Source organism: Nostoc sp. GT001, assembly GCF_030382115.1.
Lineage (GTDB): Bacteria > Cyanobacteriota > Cyanobacteriia > Cyanobacteriales > Nostocaceae > Nostoc.
Window position 1 is genome coordinate 1 of sequence record NZ_JAUDRJ010000002.1, and the last position, 18,239, is coordinate 18,239.

An 18,239-nucleotide genomic window follows, 5' to 3' on the forward strand; every position below is an offset into this window, starting at 1 on the left:
GAAAACTGTAAATTAGAAATAGGGAGCGATCGCACCTACGCAAACATCTATAACCCATACACCATAGTAGTTTGTCTAGTGCGATCGCTCCTGTATTTGGAATTTCATCATTCAATTCGGCAACGCCATTTTTGCACTGAATTATTGACGTTGCAGTGCGAAAATAAGTACCAGAATTTCACTCACAATTCCCGCAATCATTCCATAGGCTGCTGAAGTAGCTCCACTATGTCCAGTGAAAATGAGACTTCCACATACTATCAAGGTGAGGGCAGCCGCAATTAACGTTGCCAGATTAATGAACCAGTTCTTTGCGCGGTGAATCAAAAGCCCTTGAAATGTATTTTGGAGTGCAAGGAGGAGGGGTAAACACGAAAGCACTTGTATGACTGGAATTGCTGCTTCTACAAGAGATGGATTATCACCAAAAAACTGGCGAAGCAGCGAGAATCCTTGGCTGGTAAACCCTAGAAAAAGTGGTATCGAGGTAAAACCCAAACCGACAAGAACTACGAAAGTAGCAAGTGTCTGCTTTGAAGTCTCTTCATAAGAGGAAATTACTACTTGCTGAACCATTCGTGTACCGTTGGCAATAGAAAGAACCAGTCCCCAGGCAGCAGGCCATACAGCAAGAGCAAGACTACCATCGAATGAGCGAGCAACGAAACTCAAGAGTATTGCCCTCGCACCCCAGATTAGCAGCATTGTTGAGGCAAGGGGAAGATAGTAAAATGTGACACCTTGAAAGGTTTTAGGAAGCTTCTTAATATCCTGGTGTGTCTGCTGGTCAAGAATAGTGGCAATACTAAGACGCGAACAGAACCATGTGACTAGCATTGCTTCAATAAGTATTGCTCCCATCATAGTAATACCCGCAAGCACTGCCCCATCACTTTTAAGATTCACTCCTATTGCCAAGGCTACAATTACCCAAGTAAATCGTGCAACACTTGCCCATCCTACAGGAACACTTTTTCGAGCGCGGATCAGAAGCCCTTGAAAGAATCGTCGCCAAGCAATGACGAACGGCCACAGGAACATCAAAAGAAAGGGAGTTCTGCCTCGTGTGGCGATGAAAGAACTGACTCCAAATACATCAATAAGAAGCCAGTTATATAGAGGTTCCCAGGTGAGTACCAGAAAGATCCCACTGAGGGAGAGTCCTGCAATCATTGTAAACTGCCAAAGCGCCCGCCGAGACGCGTTATAATTCCCCAGTGCGGTTGAGGCATGAAGGATCATAATAATGGGGCTTTCCAGAAATACAGCAACTGCCTTGACGACACCTACTCCTGCTAAGGTTTCTTGAGGGAATGCAAGGCGACTGAGTGCTGCTGTCTGAAGCGGATCGCCAAGAGTCATGGCTACATCGGACAGAGAAAGAGGGATAAATTGGGTGAGTAGCGTCAGGAGCGATCGCTCTTGAAGTGCGTTCTTACCTTCCTCAAGCTGGGGTGGGGTATTCATGAAATTTTTTAATGCTATCCGATGAGATACTAAAAATACACGGGACTCAGTGAGGCGATCGCCTGATCAAGATGCTCTCCTTCGATCAGTGCAAACCCATGATGGTCAAGCCAATTGGCATCATATACAGTTTCAAGATAGCGATCGCCTCTATCGGGGTTGATCATGAGAATACGTGCATCGGGGCCAAGCTCACGCGCCAGATGCAAACCACCAGCCACAATTGCCCCAGTTGACGCACCCAGAAGTAATCCCTCACGACGTGCAAGTGCATGGCACACCGAGTAGGCGATCGCTTCAGGCACTACATAAGCACGACTTAGGAGCGAGAGATCGAGATTAGGTGGAAAAAATGATAACCCAATACCTGTCATCTTGTATGGTTTTGCTGGTGTTCCCATAATCACTGACCCCTCCACATCGACACCAACAACTTGCAGTCCAGGAAACCGGGGTAAAAGATAGCGGGCAATTCCCATTATCTGCCCCGCAGTGCTAACACCAACCACCACAGCATCGAGGTCAGAAGGAAAGTGAGCTTCAATCTCACGCGCCGTGTAGTATGAATGTGCCTCAAGATTTAGAGGATTTAAGTGCTGACACGGATACCAAGCATGAGGAATAGTTGCTGCAAGCTCTTTCGCCCGTTTCATTCGTGCCTTTTGCATCGAGCCTGATTCGTCTGCTTCGTGAAGAGGTACATCCACAAGTTCTGCACCGTATGCTGCAAGCATTCCCCGAAACGGTGGAGCAGTTTTTGCATCAACTACAATAATGACTCGATATCCTCGTGCCGCTCCCACCATTGCCAGCCCAACGCCAAAATTGCCTGAACTTGACTCGATAATCGTACCTCCAGGTGTAAGAAGTCCCTCTTCCTCCGCACGCGTAACGAGGTAAACCGCATTTTTCTCCTTAATTGATCCTCCAGGATTGCAGCTCTCAAGCTTTAATAAACATTCTGATTCAAGACATACACGAGAGATGTTTCCCAGCCGTACAATCGGTACATTTCCCAGTGCTTGGGTAACATCTACAGAGCCAATCTTTTTGTATCTATTACGATTGTTACATTCAGAGCTAGAAAAGTTCTTGAACGATGAAGATTGGGTGAGATAATTCATATTTAACATCTACTAAAAGAATGAGTAATTTGGCAAAATTACCGTAAGTACTGCTTCATGAACTCGCTCACTCAATAAGGCTTATTTTCTGTTATGCTTACAGCCTAATTTTAGTGAGATTGCAAATAAAGAGGATGTTGTGTATAGCTCTATTGCAATGTCTAATTACATCAGCCACCGTCGTTATTTGTAAATTGGCTTTTGTGCTGTAGCAAATGGTGTGTCAGAATGACAAAATATCACTCTTAGGGAGGAATTTATGTTTAATAAAGTCATTCATTCAAGCCTATTACAAAAAATATAAGTTCTATTCATAGTTGAGTAGAACTTATATTTCTATGTTGAACGCTGACGATGAAAACAGGATGAAATTTTAAACAAAATCTTAATTTTTTTTCAAACAGCAGTAGTTATGATATGGTTTATACCGCTAAAAAACTGTTTAGTACCACTGCCACTTTCGATGTACAAAATTGTGAGGTGCAGACAGGTCATAGTCTAAACTCTATTTGGTACAGTGATTTGATACAACACAGCAAGGGTCTGAGACTCCTAAATTTTAGACGATTCAATTAGGGTGATAAAAATATTAAACCTGGGTCATTAAGTTCTTAATGTAACTTTCTACTCTACTGCCCATTTCACTCTTTTTGCAAGTAACAATGATAAGGTTAGTGCCAGCATCCCCAGCGATGCAATTCCGAGATGAACCAAATGGTAAAAAGGCCACTGATAACGAAGGTCAGCCCAGTTACTTGGAGCATTAACTGGAGTCCAGGTATCAATTTGCTGATTAATCGGTTGAATAAATAATGCCCAGATAAGCCACATCAGAATCATGCAAACTAACCCAACTAAGGTGAGCCAGAAAGACTTTCGCTGACGGCGAATCAAAATGGTCTGCATACGGGTTAGCAATACTATTGCTTCTGCATCTACACCAGAGGTGAAACCAGCCCAAGCTCAACCAAATGAGGATAGAGTTGTAGAGTTTACCGCTCCCGAAGCCCAACTAGAGCAGGGTAGGGCTGTAGAGTTAGCCTATGCCCGTATCCAAGAGTTTCCTGAGTTAGAATTCACTCATGAAGAGAGTGAAACTTCCATAGCTTTATTTGGCTGCGATTGCCCACCCTGCTTAAATGCTCTACGTCAGATGCGGGGTTTGCCTGGTTTAGCAAGCTAGTACATTGAAAGGGACAGCAATACTTAAATTTTAATTTTTTTGGCTTTGAGTTTAAGTTTTTGCACCATTAGCTGATTGAGTTGGAGCAGGCTGTTGAGTCAGTACAGTCCAAATAAAAAAAGTTTTATCCGATTAACTTACCAATTTCATTTAATTTCTGCTCCAAGATTTCTTGTAAAGATTGAAGTTGTTCACGACTATGGACTCCTATTTGATTTTTGAACAANNNAACTCCNNNGAAGCTTGAGATACAAAGCTTTCTTGCNNNGTATACTGAGCAAGATTCAAGTAGGATTCCTATAGCATTAGCTAAAGTTATCTCAGATAATCCACTACTGATNNNTTGAATAATTACTTTTACTTCTTTCGATTCAGATTGTTCTGATGTTAAATACTTAGCTTTAATACCCTTAATTAAATTACGTGTCTCAGGTAGAGTTAAACTTTCTTAGAATAAGGGTTTACCCAAACTTTGAAAATATTGAAAATTAGTTTTTATAAAGTTATTGATTTTATTAACAAATATGTAGCCATCCGTATTTTAAGCAAACTGTATGAAATTTATTACTAATTTATATATCAACGAATGTTGGTTAAATATTGAATTTTTGTTGATTTGCTTTTTGAGATAGAGCTTACATAATAGAACCAATCTATGTAAAAGAGAGTAGTCAGATTTCATTGAATAATGAGTATTTATTTGCTTCCTTATATAGCTAATTATCAGGGCAAGTATATGAGCATTTTAGAATTGATACAGATATTAAATTTTTTGCATAAGTATATTTATGATTATTTATTCTGGAAGTATTCATAGAATGATGTAGCCATTTTATGTGGTTTGCAGATACCTATATAACCAATTAGTCTCATCGTTAAAGCTTGCTTATACTAAACGTATTTCAATTATTACAAATGATTTTTTATGAAAAATAAGGTTTAAAAGTTTCGATTTACATCAACAAAGTGTATTTGCGTTGTAGAGGATTGCTATGTCTCAAAATAGAACCAATAAGGGTAATAAAGTCATGTCTGATGATAATACAACCAATAGTAATAATAGTAAACCTCAAAAGCGGCTAATAATTGTCACAGGTGATAAAGGTGGCGTGGGAAAAAGCACCTTTGCACGGGCGCTGTTTCAACTGTACATTAATAAAAATTTACCTTGTGTTACTTATGAAGCTGACTTAAGAAATCCTCAGTTAGAAAGATATTTCAAAAAAGACTACCGACCAATAATACGTTACATTGATATTTTCCATAGAGGTGGTGCTGACGATTTATTAATTAATTTAGATGAGAGTGATTGTCCTATTACGCTATTAGACTTACCAGCACAATCTGGAGGTTTCTTTGAAAGTTATGTCAAAGAACTTTCATTTTTTGAAGTGCTTAAAACCGATATTAATTGTCAAGTTACGATGGTTTCAGTGATTAGTAGGGTTCTTGATTCCATAAATGTTCTAGAAAAACTGCGTGAACTTTGTAAAGATCAAGTAGATTATATTGTCGTCAAGAACTTATTTCATGGTGAAGAAGAAAAATTTGAGCGATATAATGACGCTTTTCTACGTCAAAATATGCTTGCAGAAGGTCTAGTAGAACTTGTGATGCCAGATTTATTCTACAAATCCTACGACTTTATTGACCGCCATGCTCTGACATTTAATGAAGGTCAGACTCATAAAGGAACAAATATTGTGATTAAGTCGAGAATTAAATCTTGGCTTGCTGAGTTTGAAGCGCAAATCAAGCCAGCATTTAATTTATTTGGTTTTGATATACAACCAGATGATTGTTACTATCCAGCAGTTGTTGAAAAGTCTAAAGAGCTTAGAGAAAATGAAGAAAAAGAAAAAGCTAAAAATCAAGATTCAAATTTACAATCTGAAAATATAGCTGCTTAATTTAGTAGTTTGCTTAGTTTATTATGTTTAGAAAGCGTTTTGTGATTACATCGGGTGATGCTCGTGTAGGTAAGTCCACAGCTTCTAGGCTCTTACTAGAGTTGTACTTGAAAAATAAACTCAATGTGCGTGTTTTCTACCACGGGCATCGCAATAAGCTATCGATGTATCAAACACAACGCTTTGAGATAAACCATTTGGGATTCTCTAGAGGTGATTCTGATAGGTTATTACTCGACTTAGAAATGTTTCCGAAAATTGAAGTGATTTTGACTGATATGCCAGGTCAAAACCTCCGAGAATTCAAGTTTTTTGAGAGGGATGTTTCACTGATAGAAAACCTTAATTGTCTGGGATATCGTGTTACTTTCTTGCACCCGATATCACACCGTAAAGACTGTGTTGAAGATTATCTTCAGGATTTATATCAGCATTTTGGTAGTCAGGTTGATTATGCTGTTATCCAAAATCATTACTTTGGCAAGCAATTTAGACACTATGAGGGGAGTCAATTCCAAGCTGATATTAAAAAATTAAACGGCTTGGAACTAGTTTTAGGTGGATTGCATAATGACTTTTACCAGTTGCTTGAGGATGCTAGTTTACCTTATACTCAACTGATTGAAACTAACTCTCCTCTTAATACTATTCAGCGTTCGATAGTATTCAACTGGATGGAGAATTTTCATAACTCTATTGTTTCTAATGGAATAGCTTCTAATTATCTAGGGTTGAGTATCAACTGTGCAGAATTAGTTTCTCCGGGTGTAAGTAAACAAAGTCCTTCCAATCTTGATGTAACTGAAGATGTTGAATCTGAGAAATGGTAAGTATTTGCTTTACCAAATTAACCGTGAGATTTAAAATTGACTATTTAAACAACCTATGACCAATATTGCAAAAGTTGTTGAAAAAGTTGTTGCAGAATATTCTGAAGAAAAAAAAGCAGAGGTTACTGATTGGATACTTAAATTGGGTATTCGGCCTGATGACCCCTTGTTTAACCTATATGCGGAACTGGGTACAACTCAGTTTGCGTTGCAGCAGCTACCAGGTAGGCTTGACTCCCTTGTGGTGGGTTGGACTGACATGGTAGACGATAAGCTTAATAGTGCTTCTAAGGTGGCTATACACCAACAAAAAAGTGCGATCGCAGAAGCGGCGAAGGATTTAGTTAAGATGACTAAGCAAGCTGGTGGGATTTTGCCTCACTTCGGTGTAAGTAATTGGCGATTGGCACAAGTGGCCGGGGTATTGGGTTTTGTACTGGCTTTAGGCGCTGCAATTGGTGTTTTTACATACAAGACTATCGCTGGAAGTGTAACTTTTCAGCAGGCGGCTTCTGGATCTGCCATCTTACAATCTGAAGATAAAAAGCTTCTAGATTGGGCTAAATCCAATGAAGGTAAGATAGCACGTAGTATTTATGTTAGAAACGCCGCCATCATTAAAACTTGCCGCCAGCAGAAAAAGTATTCAGGTGGCTGCATAATTGCAGTTGATTAATTTTTTAGGCAACCCAGCCTTTGTATCCCTTATTACTCGTTTTAGCTGTATCTTTTTGACTTTTTTGGTTTGTTTTGACTCTTGTGTGGGTTTCTTGAGTAACTTCTTCTTCGATTTTCATGTCTGTAAAGCTGAGGATTCCCAGGCGGATTGCTTCGCGGATAGCGTTTAACCTATCTTTGACTCCTAGCTTTATAAATGAATTATGTAGATATGACCTTACTGTACCTTCTGAAACATACATGACATTGGCAATTTCATTATTTTTCATGCCTCCGGCAGCTAATTGAAGAACTGTGATTTCTTTATTAGAGAAATCACTTAGCAAATCTAGTGCATTTCTATCGGGTGTGTCATTTGACCTGAGACTATCAATCAGAATACGATTAATAGTTGGGTCAATCCATGATTCATTATTGTACGCAGCCATTACTGCTTCAACGAATCTTTCTCCTACTTCTTCTCTAACGCTATTTTTAGCGTAGTAGCAGTCTGCGCCATTACTAATTGCTGCGTTAATGGTATCTCGGCTGCTATTTGCAGTCATAACCACAATTCTAATTGATGCGTGTTTGGATTTAATTGTGCTTATTACATCAATGCCATCGATATCCGGTAAATCAATATTTATGATTACGATATCTGGCTTTTCTTTGTCAACAATTTCTATTCCTTGTTTTCCGTATTTGGCAACGCCACAGACTTGGATTGCACCAGTTTCAGATAATATTGTTGCCGCGCCAATCCTAGATATGTTCTCATTTTCAATGATGACAACATTAATAGGTTTCATATTATATGCTTTTTTGGTTTGGTATTGTCCCTGATAATAATACTTATAGCACTTAGCTTTTTTAGAATTTTTAATCTTTACAATTACTATAAAATAATTAGCTTATTTAAAATCTTTATTATTATTTGTAAAAATTTTACAAAGTAATTGGGTGGTTTATATAGTTTTCATTAAGCAATCTATTTACTAGATGATTTTATTTATCAGTACTGGTTTTAATAGTTATTAGCGAATTGATGGAGGAATAAATAATTTTTTATGAAGAGCGATAAAATTTTAGGATGGATAGAAACGATTGTTGTTTGGTCTTTAATGGGGATGCTATGTTTGGTCGGGTTAGGCAGATTGCCTGTTAACCCGACGAGTTTGTTTGACTTTACTGCGTCTTTTTACTATTTTGCTGTTGTGGTTGTTATTTGTCCAAAGACTCCACTGAGTTTTAATAAAAAGCTGATTTTTGGATTTATAGCTTTTATGTATGGTGTGTGGTTTGGGTTGATTTAATCTAGCTCTTTAGCAGAATCCTGGTTTTTGAATTTTTTTTGACTCTGTTCACGGCGTGCTTGTTGCTCATTGAACAGAGTCTTGAAACGTTGAAATTCCTCTTTGGTGAGATTATTAATGGTGATAGAGTACTCTTCTGAGTTATTGTCACAAGATGCCAAGAGTACTTCTCGACTTTGTTCGGAATCAGGCCAATTTCTATCAAGGCTAAGAGTTTGCGAATCTTCTTCTAATTTTAGACTTGCGGTATATTCTTCACTTTCATAAATAATACCTTGTGTCTCTTTATCTGATTTTCCCAATATATCTAAGCGGTCTAAAATTATAGGAATAACAAACTGTCTAATTTGAAAATCTGCGGTAAGAGATTGTACTTTGTCTTCTGGAGTTTCTTCTACTGGTTTGCCATTATTGTCGTCATTTTTAGTTGTGAGATTTTTTAGAATCTCTGGTTCAATTGTATTTTCTTTAGACTGGTTTACTTCGGGTTGTAAAGATAGTTTTTGACTAACTGAATTAACAGAAATGATAGGTTCAATTTCTGTCGAGCTTAACTTTACTTCCTCTTGCGCTATTTCACTGATTCTATTCATTTCTGAATTTAAGTTTAACACAGCCTGTTTTCGTTCCTCAGCAGTTGGAGGCTTTTTTGCAGATTCTTCAAATTTATCATCAGGGATGTTAAGCTGTTTGATCAATTCTCTGAGGAGACTGGCTTGCATAGCCGGAGTTAAACCTTCTACTGGAAGTTCGATTAGTTCTTTCATGCTAAAATTACCTCTCCACTAAATCTTTTTTGACATTTTTGAGAGCATTATCGATACGGGAATTCATGAGTTGAAAGTCCTGTAATGTTTCATCACTAATGTTACTTACTTGGGTTCTTCCTTCTTTGACATATAATAATATGTTGTCATTTTTATCTTTAACTAAGTAAATTTTGTCTTGAACTTTTGTAGCAATTTGGTATTTTTCTGTTTGTACTGACATAATGCCATTGATATCTTCCTGTCCAATGATTTTAACTAAACTTTGGGAAAGACTGGTCATTTCATTAATTTTTTCTAGCTCCTTAATATCTTGCTCCATTGCCTTAAAAGCGTTCTCAAGACTGATATTTTCTTTGATGTATAAATCAGTTACCTCCTGAATTCTATTGAGATATGTTTCTGATTTACCGAGCTTTTCAGCTGCTACATACCAGTCTTGAAGATTTTGCACTGTATTAGCTTTCATCCGCTCGATAATGCTATCCATCGCTCCAAACTGCTGTATTCTGGGTTGAGAAGGTGATGCAAGTGCTTGGTCAATATTTGGTTGTTGGCTTTGTTGTGGAGATAAAATGCTCTTGTCATTAGTAATAAATGGGTTATGTGATACTTGTGTATTGGAAGAAATAGTGTTGATATTAATTTTGATATTTTCTATAGGATTAAATACAGCGTATCCTTGGGAAGTTTGTTCTACTTTGTAGCCTTTTTCTTGAAGATAATTTTCAACTAATTGATCAGTTCCTTGTGCGTTTCCGACTATGAAAGAGCTTTTGGCTTCTATTGCCTTATTAAGTAACCGTTTGTAATGATTTTCAAAAGTTTGGGCGATTTGCTCGCTTGTCACTCCGCGCCACGGGCTCAATCCGGATACCATAATGATGTCGTCTTTTGAGTAATTTCCAGTGTTGGCGCGTTCTCCCCATGCTTGCTCGTAATTCCGAGTGCTTGAAGGTGTTTCGGGGGGCGCAGCTGATTTACCGATAAACTGGGTAGCTATTTGTGCCATCGCAATATCTTTTTTCATGTGTTCAGCGACGGCGGCGTTTATCGGTTCGAGTTGGGATAGTGGATTTGTCAGCGGGCGATCAGTCTGTTCGGACTTTTCCTGCTGGGTTTGTACTGTAGTTTGTTGTGACTTTTCAACTACATTGATATATGCTTCGCTGAGGGCTTGAATAAATGCGGATTCTTTACCTTTACCTTCCCACCTTTTATCCTGGGCGTTAGTTATGTTGGTGAGGCAGTGCGTTGTGGAGGACAGTCGCGTGGGCGGGTTTCCCGACTTGAGCCAACTGTCCGTTGGGGTTCCCCCCGTTGTAGCAACTGCCGTACAGTTTTCCAGCCACTCAGTTCCTCCGCGTTTAGCGATCGCCTCAGTTAGCCGCGGGTGTTGTTCGAGTTTAGCCTGAAGCACTTCTACCATTAGCTTGTATTCATCAGCCGATGGATGCAACTGCTTTTGGTGGTTAAATGCGTGTTCGGCGGATGCGTATGCTACTCCTTCAGGTTTTTGGACATGGTTCTCTACTCCATACTGTCCGGCGGGAGCTTCTGGATTATTATTGACTGAAACTTGGTAATCGTTTTGTAGCTTGCCTTGTTCTTTTGCGAGTGCAGTAGCAAGACTGAGTGCTACTCCAAGCCCATCTTTGGAGTCAGGACTGATATTTACTGGAGTTGCAGGTTGTTTTTGAATGGCTGGGAATGGAACAACTTTGCCATTGACATAATCCCCTAGCGGCTCCATGAATAAGCCATATAGCTGACTCTTACTCGCCTGGGTTTGGGTAAGTTCTTTCGGTGAATGCTTTTCCCATTTCGCCCACGCTTGCTGGTAACTTGGATCTTGAATCATTTCGGGGGTAATTTTGTATTGCTTACCCACCCGGAAAGCAACTTGCTCGCCGTTTTTACCTTGAGCGATCGCAATATCTCCCTCTTTGACACCATAAGTTTTGTGGTAGTCTACACCTCGGGTAGTGTGTATTCTACCGTGTCCCCGCATGGCATCGATAGTTGTATCAGCTGGTACTTTGGAAGGTTCGCCGTGCAGATGCAGCGAATAAACCATTGGTACTGGTTTTCCAGATATAGTCGGGTTGTCTGGAATCTCAGGGTTAGCAGCGCGTGCGGCAGTGGAATTCCCGATGGCGATAATTTCTTCTACAGTTGGTTGGTTTAAAGGGTGTGAGGGTATGTTTCGGGTGGCTTCTCTGAGGCTGGTATAACTGCGCTCTACTTTAATTTCTCCCCCAGGTGTCCACTCGTTAGTTTTGATGGTGAGGTCGCTGTTGCTTTGGACTATCGCACGAGGAGGTTGGTTTGAGGCGAGGAAGTTCTCAAATTTTTGGCGAACGCTGTTTTCTCTGCCCAGGTCATTTTTAATTGACCAGATGTTGATAGACCATCTGCCAGCCTCAGTATTGAGGGCAGCGTGTTCGTTCTTGCAGTTAAAGCGCGTTACAGTACCGGACTCAAGTTTAAACTCTTGGTATTGTGCGTCCTGATTCTCCTCCCTAGTCCATGCCATTCGTTCCTTAGCGGCGCGATATCCCCAATCAGAATTTCCGATATTAATGCTGCGGGCTTCCGTTGTGGCATAGGAGTCATCGCGGTGGTAGTTGATGCCAGTGCCGGGGTTCTCGGAGTAAGTGACCAGCACAATATCAGCATCAGGATATACTTGCTTGACAAGTTCCATTAACTTGTCGTCTTGTATCCCTGGCTTGAAGTCTTTATCCTTCAAATCCCATTTTGCACCGACCCATGCGACTTGTCTTAGTAGTGCGTAGTTGGATTTATCGTTTTCAAGTATAGGTTTGAGGTGGGTTTCAAGGTGCGATCGCAATTGTTCTACTTTTTCCTCGCTTATCTTACCCAATATTTCGACAGCTTTGGTTTGATCGGCTTGACGCGAGTTTGGTAGTAATATTGCTTGGTTTTTAGTTTCTATTTTCGTTTTTTTTGATACTTGTACTTCAACTGAGTTTTGATAAATTTGTGAAATTCCTGCAACTGTGGCATTAATACCTGATTGAATGTTAGTTATATTCTTTTCTGGTACAGCTTTTGCAGGAATAATTAGTACTGGAGAATCTTCTTGATTAAGCTCTCTGGGACGGTTAGGTAGTGCTTGTAGAGCTTTTTTGTACTCACTATTTTCTGGAATTTGGTTTAATTCTAAACGACTACCTTCAGTCGCAATTTTTTGATTTAACTCTGCACTAAGCTGTTCATAGTGGTAAAATCCCTCAACTTCACCGATATTAATCGGTTCTCCAAGTAAACTATTTAATTCTTCGTTTATTTTTTCACTAATCTCATTTTTATTAAAAATAAATGTAGCTGTGTTACTCTCAATAAAATAATGATTTTCAGTAGATTTTGATTCTAGCCAAGTAGTTACAGCGATCGCGTCTTGTGCGGGAACAACTAATCCGAGAGCTTCTTTAGTTTCTATCTGCGATCCATCTGGAGAACTATATTGTTGGTTTGGGTTATAAAAATATACAGTTTGTTCTGGAATAATTGGAGTGGGTTGTGATGATGTATTTGCACTCTTGATATTACCACCAGCCCGGTCAATAAATGTTTGTTTTAATTCGCCACTCATGGTACTTTCATCGAGTACGAATACACTCATACCTTTTTTGGCTTCTAACCGAGCTTGTGATCCGGTAAGCTGTTCGTATGATACTCCTACTTTTTCTAGATACTTTTTAGTTTTGTCGGCTATATTTTCGTCAACTGCTAATCCTAAAAGCCCTACTAATTTTTGTTCTTTATCTTGGAATATGATTGTAGGACGTTCATTAATTTTACCGAGTATTTGGTTACGTTTTTCTTGCTGTTCGTTTCTGACAGACTTCTCATTACTGATAAGCTGACTGCGCTTAACCCATTTGTCGGGATACTCTACTGTTTCTGGATTAATAGTTATTTTACAGGTACTTTCATTACTGGTAATCTGTACAGGGATAGTAGTTCGTTGTTGGTTTAAGCGAATAATACCCGTATCAATTAGTTTTTGTACAGTGCTACTTTCTTTCCTTTGCCACTGTCTTTGTACATTCTCTCTATTTAACTCGGTTTCAAGGCGTTCACTATGCTGACCAATAATACCGAGTGATTGATCGCCAATTTTAGCAATATAAACGTGCTTTTTATCAAATGCCCGAACTAAAGTTTCTTTAAATGCTTGGTTGCTAATCTCCTGTTTTTTGTACTTTGGATTAGTAATATTAATTCGTAAAAAGTTTCCCTTAGATGTCTCTGCTATTGCATAGGCATTTTGTCCGGTGATGATGGTTTGAATTTTAAGCTGTAACTGTTGCCCATTACCGGGTTTTTCTGCTAGCCAACCTTCAGCAATACCCTCTTTAATTGATTCCTTATCAATGTTGCCTAATTTCTCAGGTTTATTACCATTTTGAAGATAAATGCTATAGTCTTCCCGAATAAGGTCAACCTTTTCGATTGTTAACATTACAGGCTCATTATTGAACCTTTGGGAATTTCCAAACTTATTAACTTCACCTACTTTAAAGGTAAGTTCTGGAAGTCCGGGTACTTTGGTTGTAATAGAGGTGGTATATACTTCACCTTTTTCAACGCTGGCAATAGCAACACTACCAATTGGTAGTCTGGCGTTACTTTGTTCTATATTTCCAAATGTTTCGTAATTACCTTCCTGGTTCTGGAGTTCAATGACACTTTTTCCATCTTCAGCTAGATTAAATCGAATATTTTGAGGTTTATTTTCATGAAATAATTCACTACTCCTGTCGAAGCCAGTGATACTAAACTCGTTAAATCTGAGTGTGTCTAACTGACTGATAATCTCTTCAGAAAAGGCAGCAAAGGCGAAATTAGAAACTTTCTTTTGGTAATCGCTACTTTTATCACTACTACTCTCACGAGTAGTTGATACTGCCCAGGTAGCAGCTGCCATTGCTAGCTTTTGTCCTTCTGGAATTGAATTGTAAAATTCTTCTGCTATCTGGTAGGCTTTTTGGTAAAGAAGTTTAATTTGACCTTCGCTTAGTTCAGCTTGGAAGGCTATTCTGTTAGACGTTACTTCCTGTCCAAGTCCAATTCCTATCTCTTCGGCTTTATTTTCTTGCTCCTTAGCAAGTGTTCCTAATGCCCTAAACTTGGGTTTGTTGTTCTCAGTTTCATCGTTAATTTGGGCATAAACTAGATATTTATGTGGGCGGTTACTGTTGCGCTTGTCTTCAGATATTTCTGATAGCTTGATTGTAATTTTATTAGCTTTCCAGATAAATTCGTTGTCATACTGTAAAAGGTTAGTTACACTTACTTGATTGCCGTTAGCAAGGGTAATATTTGCAGACGGCCCTTTTTCAGTTTCTCTTTGTCTAGATAGCTGACTCGCTTGGTTAAAGGATTTGTCGAATTCTTTTTTGACAAGAGTAGCTATTAATCGCTGTTCGTTAGAAAACTCGACACCTTTAAATAAAGCTTGAAATTGGGCGATTTCACGCGATTCGAGACGAGCTTTTTCAAAATACTGGTTGGTTTGAGCAATTAGTAATTCAACAGGCGAGTATCCCGTGGGTTGAATTGTATTGTCAATATAAACGTCTTTCTTCTTATCCTTAATATAGTTAACCTCCCGGTGGAGAATCCGATTGTTGTTGCGGATAATTTCCATTTCGGGTTTTTTGGCACTTTTGAAGAGGTCAACTGCAATTTGGTTTTGAAATGCTGCCTCGGCAATCATTTCGCGGTATATCTTGATGTTAGTATTCATTGCCACCAGTGCATTGACCTGGTTTAGGGATTCTTGCTGAACAGTTTTGATAAACTCTTCCATGTAACCGCGATACTTGGTCGGAATCTCCTTCCCTTCAATACCCTTGGATTTTGCCCAGGCTTCTGTTTTAAATAAATCTTCGTAGTGTTTGGCTACCTGCTGTACGTACTCAATTTGGTCTTTTTCACTACCAAAGTTTTTCAGGATAGTAATTTCTGACTCTAACGCCTCAATTGAGGTCAGGTGATTGTTGATAACACCGACACTAATGCCATCGCTCATGTGGATGGCGATTTCTTCAAATTCCGGCTGACTGCCATCTTCCTGGTAAAAAGATTGTTTTTTGAGTTTAACAGTTGGATCGTAAGCGTTTTCAGGCAGGTTGCGCTCCCTTGCCTCGGCAGTGAGGTTTGGATACCTGCTTGCCCGCTCAAAGCCAATACAATCACCATCGTAGTCGCGTGCTTGACGCTCTTGTTCGGACTCTTGAGGAAGAATTTCTAGCTCGTAACCAGCCGATTGTAGTTCTGAAATATACTGATTAAATTTGTTGGTAAACTCGATTTTGTCTTTAGTTTCGAGCTTGCCGATGTTTTTATATAAGTAATTTTCAATACCTTCTAATTGAATATTTTTACTTTGGGCTTCGGGTAGGGCAGATTTAATTTGCTCGTTTAGACGGTTATAAATGCGATCGCTTGTTTCGTCTGAGACAGCGATCGCACCCGCGAGAGGTTGACCATCAGGCCCAAGGATGTCTTCTACAATTTTGTTAGTTGAGACGCACAGACCATTTGAGTTGAGGAAAGGGGAGCGGAAGTTGAGAACTTCTTCCCCATCTTGATAATGCGGGATGGAGATTTCCCCATTTTGTAGGTCTTTAGAGGGAATCACCATTGCCCGCTCAAATGTGAGCGTCTTGCCGATGGCGATTTCTTTCCACTCGTTTTGAACGAACCGGGCCAGTTCGCGCTGTACTTTCTCAGTTTCGAGAAGTTGACCTTCTCCTTGCAGATCAGCTTTGATGAGTTTGTAAATAAATGAATCAGTAGCAATGCGATCGCCTACGGCGGGCGCTCCTGCGCCATCGCGCAAAAGTTCTAAATCTTCTGCTACTGTTGGATCTTCTGCTGCTTGTTCTTCTAGTGTGGTTGCTTGTTCTTCAAGAAAAGCTTTCCGCTTCTCGTACTTTTCGCAGTAAAGTTGTGCAAGTTGCCGGGGGTCGTCCTGTACAACATTCAGCTTTTTGGCTTCAAGTTCTAGCTGTTCGGTAAAGTCTTTCAGCCCGTTAGGGAATGAAGCGAGTAACTGCGAGATAGCTGTTTTACCGAGTTCAGATTGTGATTTTTCACCTAGCCAGATATTTTGCCTGTACAGTCCAGGTTGAATTTGGGGCTTGCTTGGCCCATTAGGGTTGTCTTTATCAGTTCCCTTGAATGCAGATAAGGGAAGAATTAAGTCAATTCTAGTTGAGTTCTTGGGATCTGAATAATTGAGAATTTGGTCAAGGTTTGCAGGGCGTAGTGTACCTTTGCCAAAGCGGTATTTATTATCATCTCCGTCTTGGTCAGTCCAACCGAAGCGGTGTTGAATTACTCGATATTTATCACCTTTTTGATGCTTAGTTAATTCGTAATATAGGTCTGTGGATATTTGCCCGTAACAGTCTCCTGTTAGCTGATATGCTTGGTCATTACTAATAACGCCGCCATTCTCACCATTATTATCATCGACAATTAGAATATTTAACTCTTTCTTGACAGCATTTTGACATGAACCAAGAAAGATAGACCCGTAAGCACCTCTATCTTTGTTATCAGGGCATAATTGTCTAATTGTATCTAGACATTCTTCTGGCCCATATAACAACCGAGTTTTTGATGATAATAATAATTTATGACCTTCAGGATGATTAATTAATTGTTCCACAGTAGACTTTTCGTCTATATGCCCAAACGAAAAGTTTACCCCAGGAAAGAAATGTTCTAGTAAGGTATTATTAAGTTCTTCCTTTAACAGCGAATCTGGATTATTTGTATTACCATCTGTATGAATCCATTGATTTAATCTAGTGTCAAAATGTTTAGCTTGAATTGTCATATATTAACAATTAAACTTATAAAATTAAATATAAATTTTTACTTTTTGGCACTAAAATACCCTTAAAGCTTGATTTTACTTTCTCTATCTTGGTAATTTATTAAACAATTTTCTAATTTCCACTTGCAAAATAAATATAGTTTTTTATACACCAAAATATAGCTATTACTTAGAAGATAGCTTTTAAAGATATAATTCAGCGTGATCTCAAAATTTAAGTATGAAAAAAATATACAAACTTCTCAATTATTTCTTGCTTAATGCTAAATCAGTAGTAACATTCTTAATGTTTGCCATTGTGCTGATGTTTGTAGTTTGAGAGAGAAAGCTAAATTAGCATGGCAGCAACTTGATAATTTTATGCCTCCCTAATTTTTTACTCTCCTGTAGTTTTTCAATTTTGAGTGTGTTTTTGGTTCTAGCTATTATTTTTATTTAAAATAACTAGAACAAAGTGGATTACTCTCTGTGACTGAATTGGGCATCACTGTAGTTGGGTCGCAGTAGTACAGTGACACCTATATGGAGATCAAACTCATAAAGGAGAATTTAATTTTGTTTATATATAAGACTCCTATTTGATTTTTGAACAATCGAGCTGCCTAGAAGCTTGACATACAAAGCTTGACTTCTCAGTATACTGAGCAAGATTCAAGTAGGATTCCTATATAAAATAGATAATTTTGTATAGTGTTGTAGACGTTCTGCGTAATATTTAGCTTTAAGTTGGTTCTCTAACTCTTCCAATTTAGATGATTTTATAGGTTCTAAACCTAAATAATTATGATACGCCTCATTAGCTTCATTAAGAACACTATGAGANNNATATGATGTTTCGTTTTTAACCATAAACTCTATCAAGCTTTCTATAGTGTCACCCTGCCAAGAGTCTGANAATCTTCCTCTTTTAGTCGATGTGGCATCACTCCATAAATCACCAAAGGGTGCATCTTGATTTTTAAATTGTTTGAGCCATTCTCTAAAACTTATGGTCATTTTTCATTTCCCCCTAGTCGGTTGTTAGCCTGTTGGTATACCTATCAGAGCGATTCGCTCGTAACCATCACAGCCTACTGGTAGGTAAAGCAGCTTTACAAATAATC

The 18,239-nt window shown here is 38.9% G+C and carries 11 protein-coding genes; 5 read left to right on the forward strand and 6 right to left on the reverse strand.

Going from position 1 to position 18,239, the window contains the following annotated elements; translation table 11 throughout:
- Positions 1–141: 141 nt before the first annotated feature.
- The 3 genes from QUD05_RS01650 to QUD05_RS01660 form a co-directional block, all read right to left on the reverse strand.
- Positions 142–1,467 (reverse strand): hypothetical protein, encoded by a 1,326-nt coding sequence (locus tag QUD05_RS01650; RefSeq protein ID WP_289794645.1) that lies wholly within the window; start codon positions 1,465–1,467, stop codon positions 142–144.
- Positions 1,468–1,496: 29 nt separating this feature from the next.
- The gene (locus QUD05_RS01655; protein ID WP_289794646.1) at positions 1,497–2,591 is read right to left on the reverse strand and encodes a cysteine synthase family protein; all 1,095 of its coding nucleotides are present in this window, start codon (positions 2,589–2,591) and stop codon (positions 1,497–1,499) included.
- Between the two features lie 624 nt (positions 2,592–3,215).
- The gene (locus tag QUD05_RS01660) at positions 3,216–3,497 is read right to left on the reverse strand and encodes an anthrone oxygenase family protein (protein ID WP_289794647.1); all 282 of its coding nucleotides are present in this window, start codon (positions 3,495–3,497) and stop codon (positions 3,216–3,218) included.
- On the opposite strand from QUD05_RS01660, the gene QUD05_RS01665 reads away from it, so the two are divergent.
- The 4 genes from QUD05_RS01665 to QUD05_RS01680 all read left to right on the forward strand — a co-directional run bounded on the left by QUD05_RS01665 (position 3,487) and on the right by QUD05_RS01680 (position 7,190).
- Positions 3,487–3,774 (forward strand): hypothetical protein, encoded by a 288-nt coding sequence (locus QUD05_RS01665; RefSeq protein WP_289794648.1) that lies wholly within the window; start codon positions 3,487–3,489, stop codon positions 3,772–3,774. The genes QUD05_RS01660 and QUD05_RS01665 overlap by 11 nt on opposite strands.
- Before the next feature lie 1,028 nt (positions 3,775–4,802).
- Positions 4,803–5,684, forward strand: coding sequence for a P-loop NTPase family protein (locus tag QUD05_RS01670; RefSeq protein WP_460341453.1), 882 nt, complete (start codon positions 4,803–4,805; stop codon positions 5,682–5,684).
- 23 nt (positions 5,685–5,707) lie between these two features.
- The gene (locus QUD05_RS01675) at positions 5,708–6,514 is read left to right on the forward strand and encodes a hypothetical protein (RefSeq protein WP_289794650.1); all 807 of its coding nucleotides are present in this window, start codon (positions 5,708–5,710) and stop codon (positions 6,512–6,514) included.
- A gap of 55 nt (positions 6,515–6,569) precedes the next feature.
- Complete coding sequence (locus QUD05_RS01680; RefSeq protein WP_289794651.1) at positions 6,570–7,190, forward strand: DUF6753 family protein; 621 nt, start codon at positions 6,570–6,572, stop codon at positions 7,188–7,190.
- A gap of 4 nt (positions 7,191–7,194) precedes the next feature.
- On the opposite strand, the gene QUD05_RS01685 is transcribed toward QUD05_RS01680, so the two are convergent.
- Positions 7,195–7,983 carry a response regulator gene (locus QUD05_RS01685; protein ID WP_229485707.1) on the reverse strand — a complete coding sequence of 263 codons (789 nt, stop codon included), beginning with the start codon at positions 7,981–7,983 and terminating at the stop codon, positions 7,195–7,197.
- A gap of 258 nt (positions 7,984–8,241) precedes the next feature.
- Between QUD05_RS01685 and QUD05_RS01690 the strand changes: the two genes are divergently transcribed.
- On the forward strand, positions 8,242–8,487 hold the full coding sequence (locus tag QUD05_RS01690) for a hypothetical protein (protein WP_289794652.1): 246 nt from the start codon (positions 8,242–8,244) through the stop codon (positions 8,485–8,487).
- On the opposite strand, the gene QUD05_RS01695 is transcribed toward QUD05_RS01690, so the two are convergent.
- Together QUD05_RS01695 and QUD05_RS01700 are read right to left on the reverse strand one after the other, a co-directional pair.
- Complete coding sequence (locus QUD05_RS01695; RefSeq protein WP_289794653.1) at positions 8,484–9,254, reverse strand: hypothetical protein; 771 nt, start codon at positions 9,252–9,254, stop codon at positions 8,484–8,486. The two genes, QUD05_RS01690 and QUD05_RS01695, sit on opposite strands and share 4 nt — an antisense overlap.
- A 7-nt stretch (positions 9,255–9,261) precedes the next feature.
- Positions 9,262–17,136 (reverse strand): hypothetical protein, encoded by a 7,875-nt coding sequence (locus tag QUD05_RS01700; RefSeq protein ID WP_289794654.1) that lies wholly within the window; start codon positions 17,134–17,136, stop codon positions 9,262–9,264.
- Positions 17,137–18,239: the final 1,103 nt, after the last annotated feature.

What these genes read in the sequence shown, in the direction of transcription:
- QUD05_RS01655 (WP_289794646.1), bottom strand. Translation starts at nt 2,591, where the DNA reads ATGAATTATCTCACCCAATCTTCATCGTTCAAGAACTTTTCTAGCTCT.
- QUD05_RS01665 (WP_289794648.1), top strand. Translation starts at nt 3,487, where the DNA reads ATGGTCTGCATACGGGTTAGCAATACTATTGCTTCTGCATCTACACCA.
- QUD05_RS01675 (WP_289794650.1), top strand. Translation starts at nt 5,708, where the DNA reads ATGTTTAGAAAGCGTTTTGTGATTACATCGGGTGATGCTCGTGTAGGT.
- QUD05_RS01690 (WP_289794652.1), top strand. Translation starts at nt 8,242, where the DNA reads ATGAAGAGCGATAAAATTTTAGGATGGATAGAAACGATTGTTGTTTGG.
- QUD05_RS01680 (WP_289794651.1), top strand. Translation starts at nt 6,570, where the DNA reads ATGACCAATATTGCAAAAGTTGTTGAAAAAGTTGTTGCAGAATATTCT.
- QUD05_RS01700 (WP_289794654.1), bottom strand. Translation starts at nt 17,136, where the DNA reads ATGACAATTCAAGCTAAACATTTTGACACTAGATTAAATCAATGGATT.
- QUD05_RS01660 (WP_289794647.1), bottom strand. Translation starts at nt 3,497, where the DNA reads ATGCAGACCATTTTGATTCGCCGTCAGCGAAAGTCTTTCTGGCTCACC.
- QUD05_RS01685 (WP_229485707.1), bottom strand. Translation starts at nt 7,983, where the DNA reads ATGAAACCTATTAATGTTGTCATCATTGAAAATGAGAACATATCTAGG.
- QUD05_RS01670 (WP_460341453.1), top strand. Translation starts at nt 4,803, where the DNA reads ATGTCTGATGATAATACAACCAATAGTAATAATAGTAAACCTCAAAAG.
- QUD05_RS01650 (WP_289794645.1), bottom strand. Translation starts at nt 1,467, where the DNA reads ATGAATACCCCACCCCAGCTTGAGGAAGGTAAGAACGCACTTCAAGAG.
- QUD05_RS01695 (WP_289794653.1), bottom strand. Translation starts at nt 9,254, where the DNA reads ATGAAAGAACTAATCGAACTTCCAGTAGAAGGTTTAACTCCGGCTATG.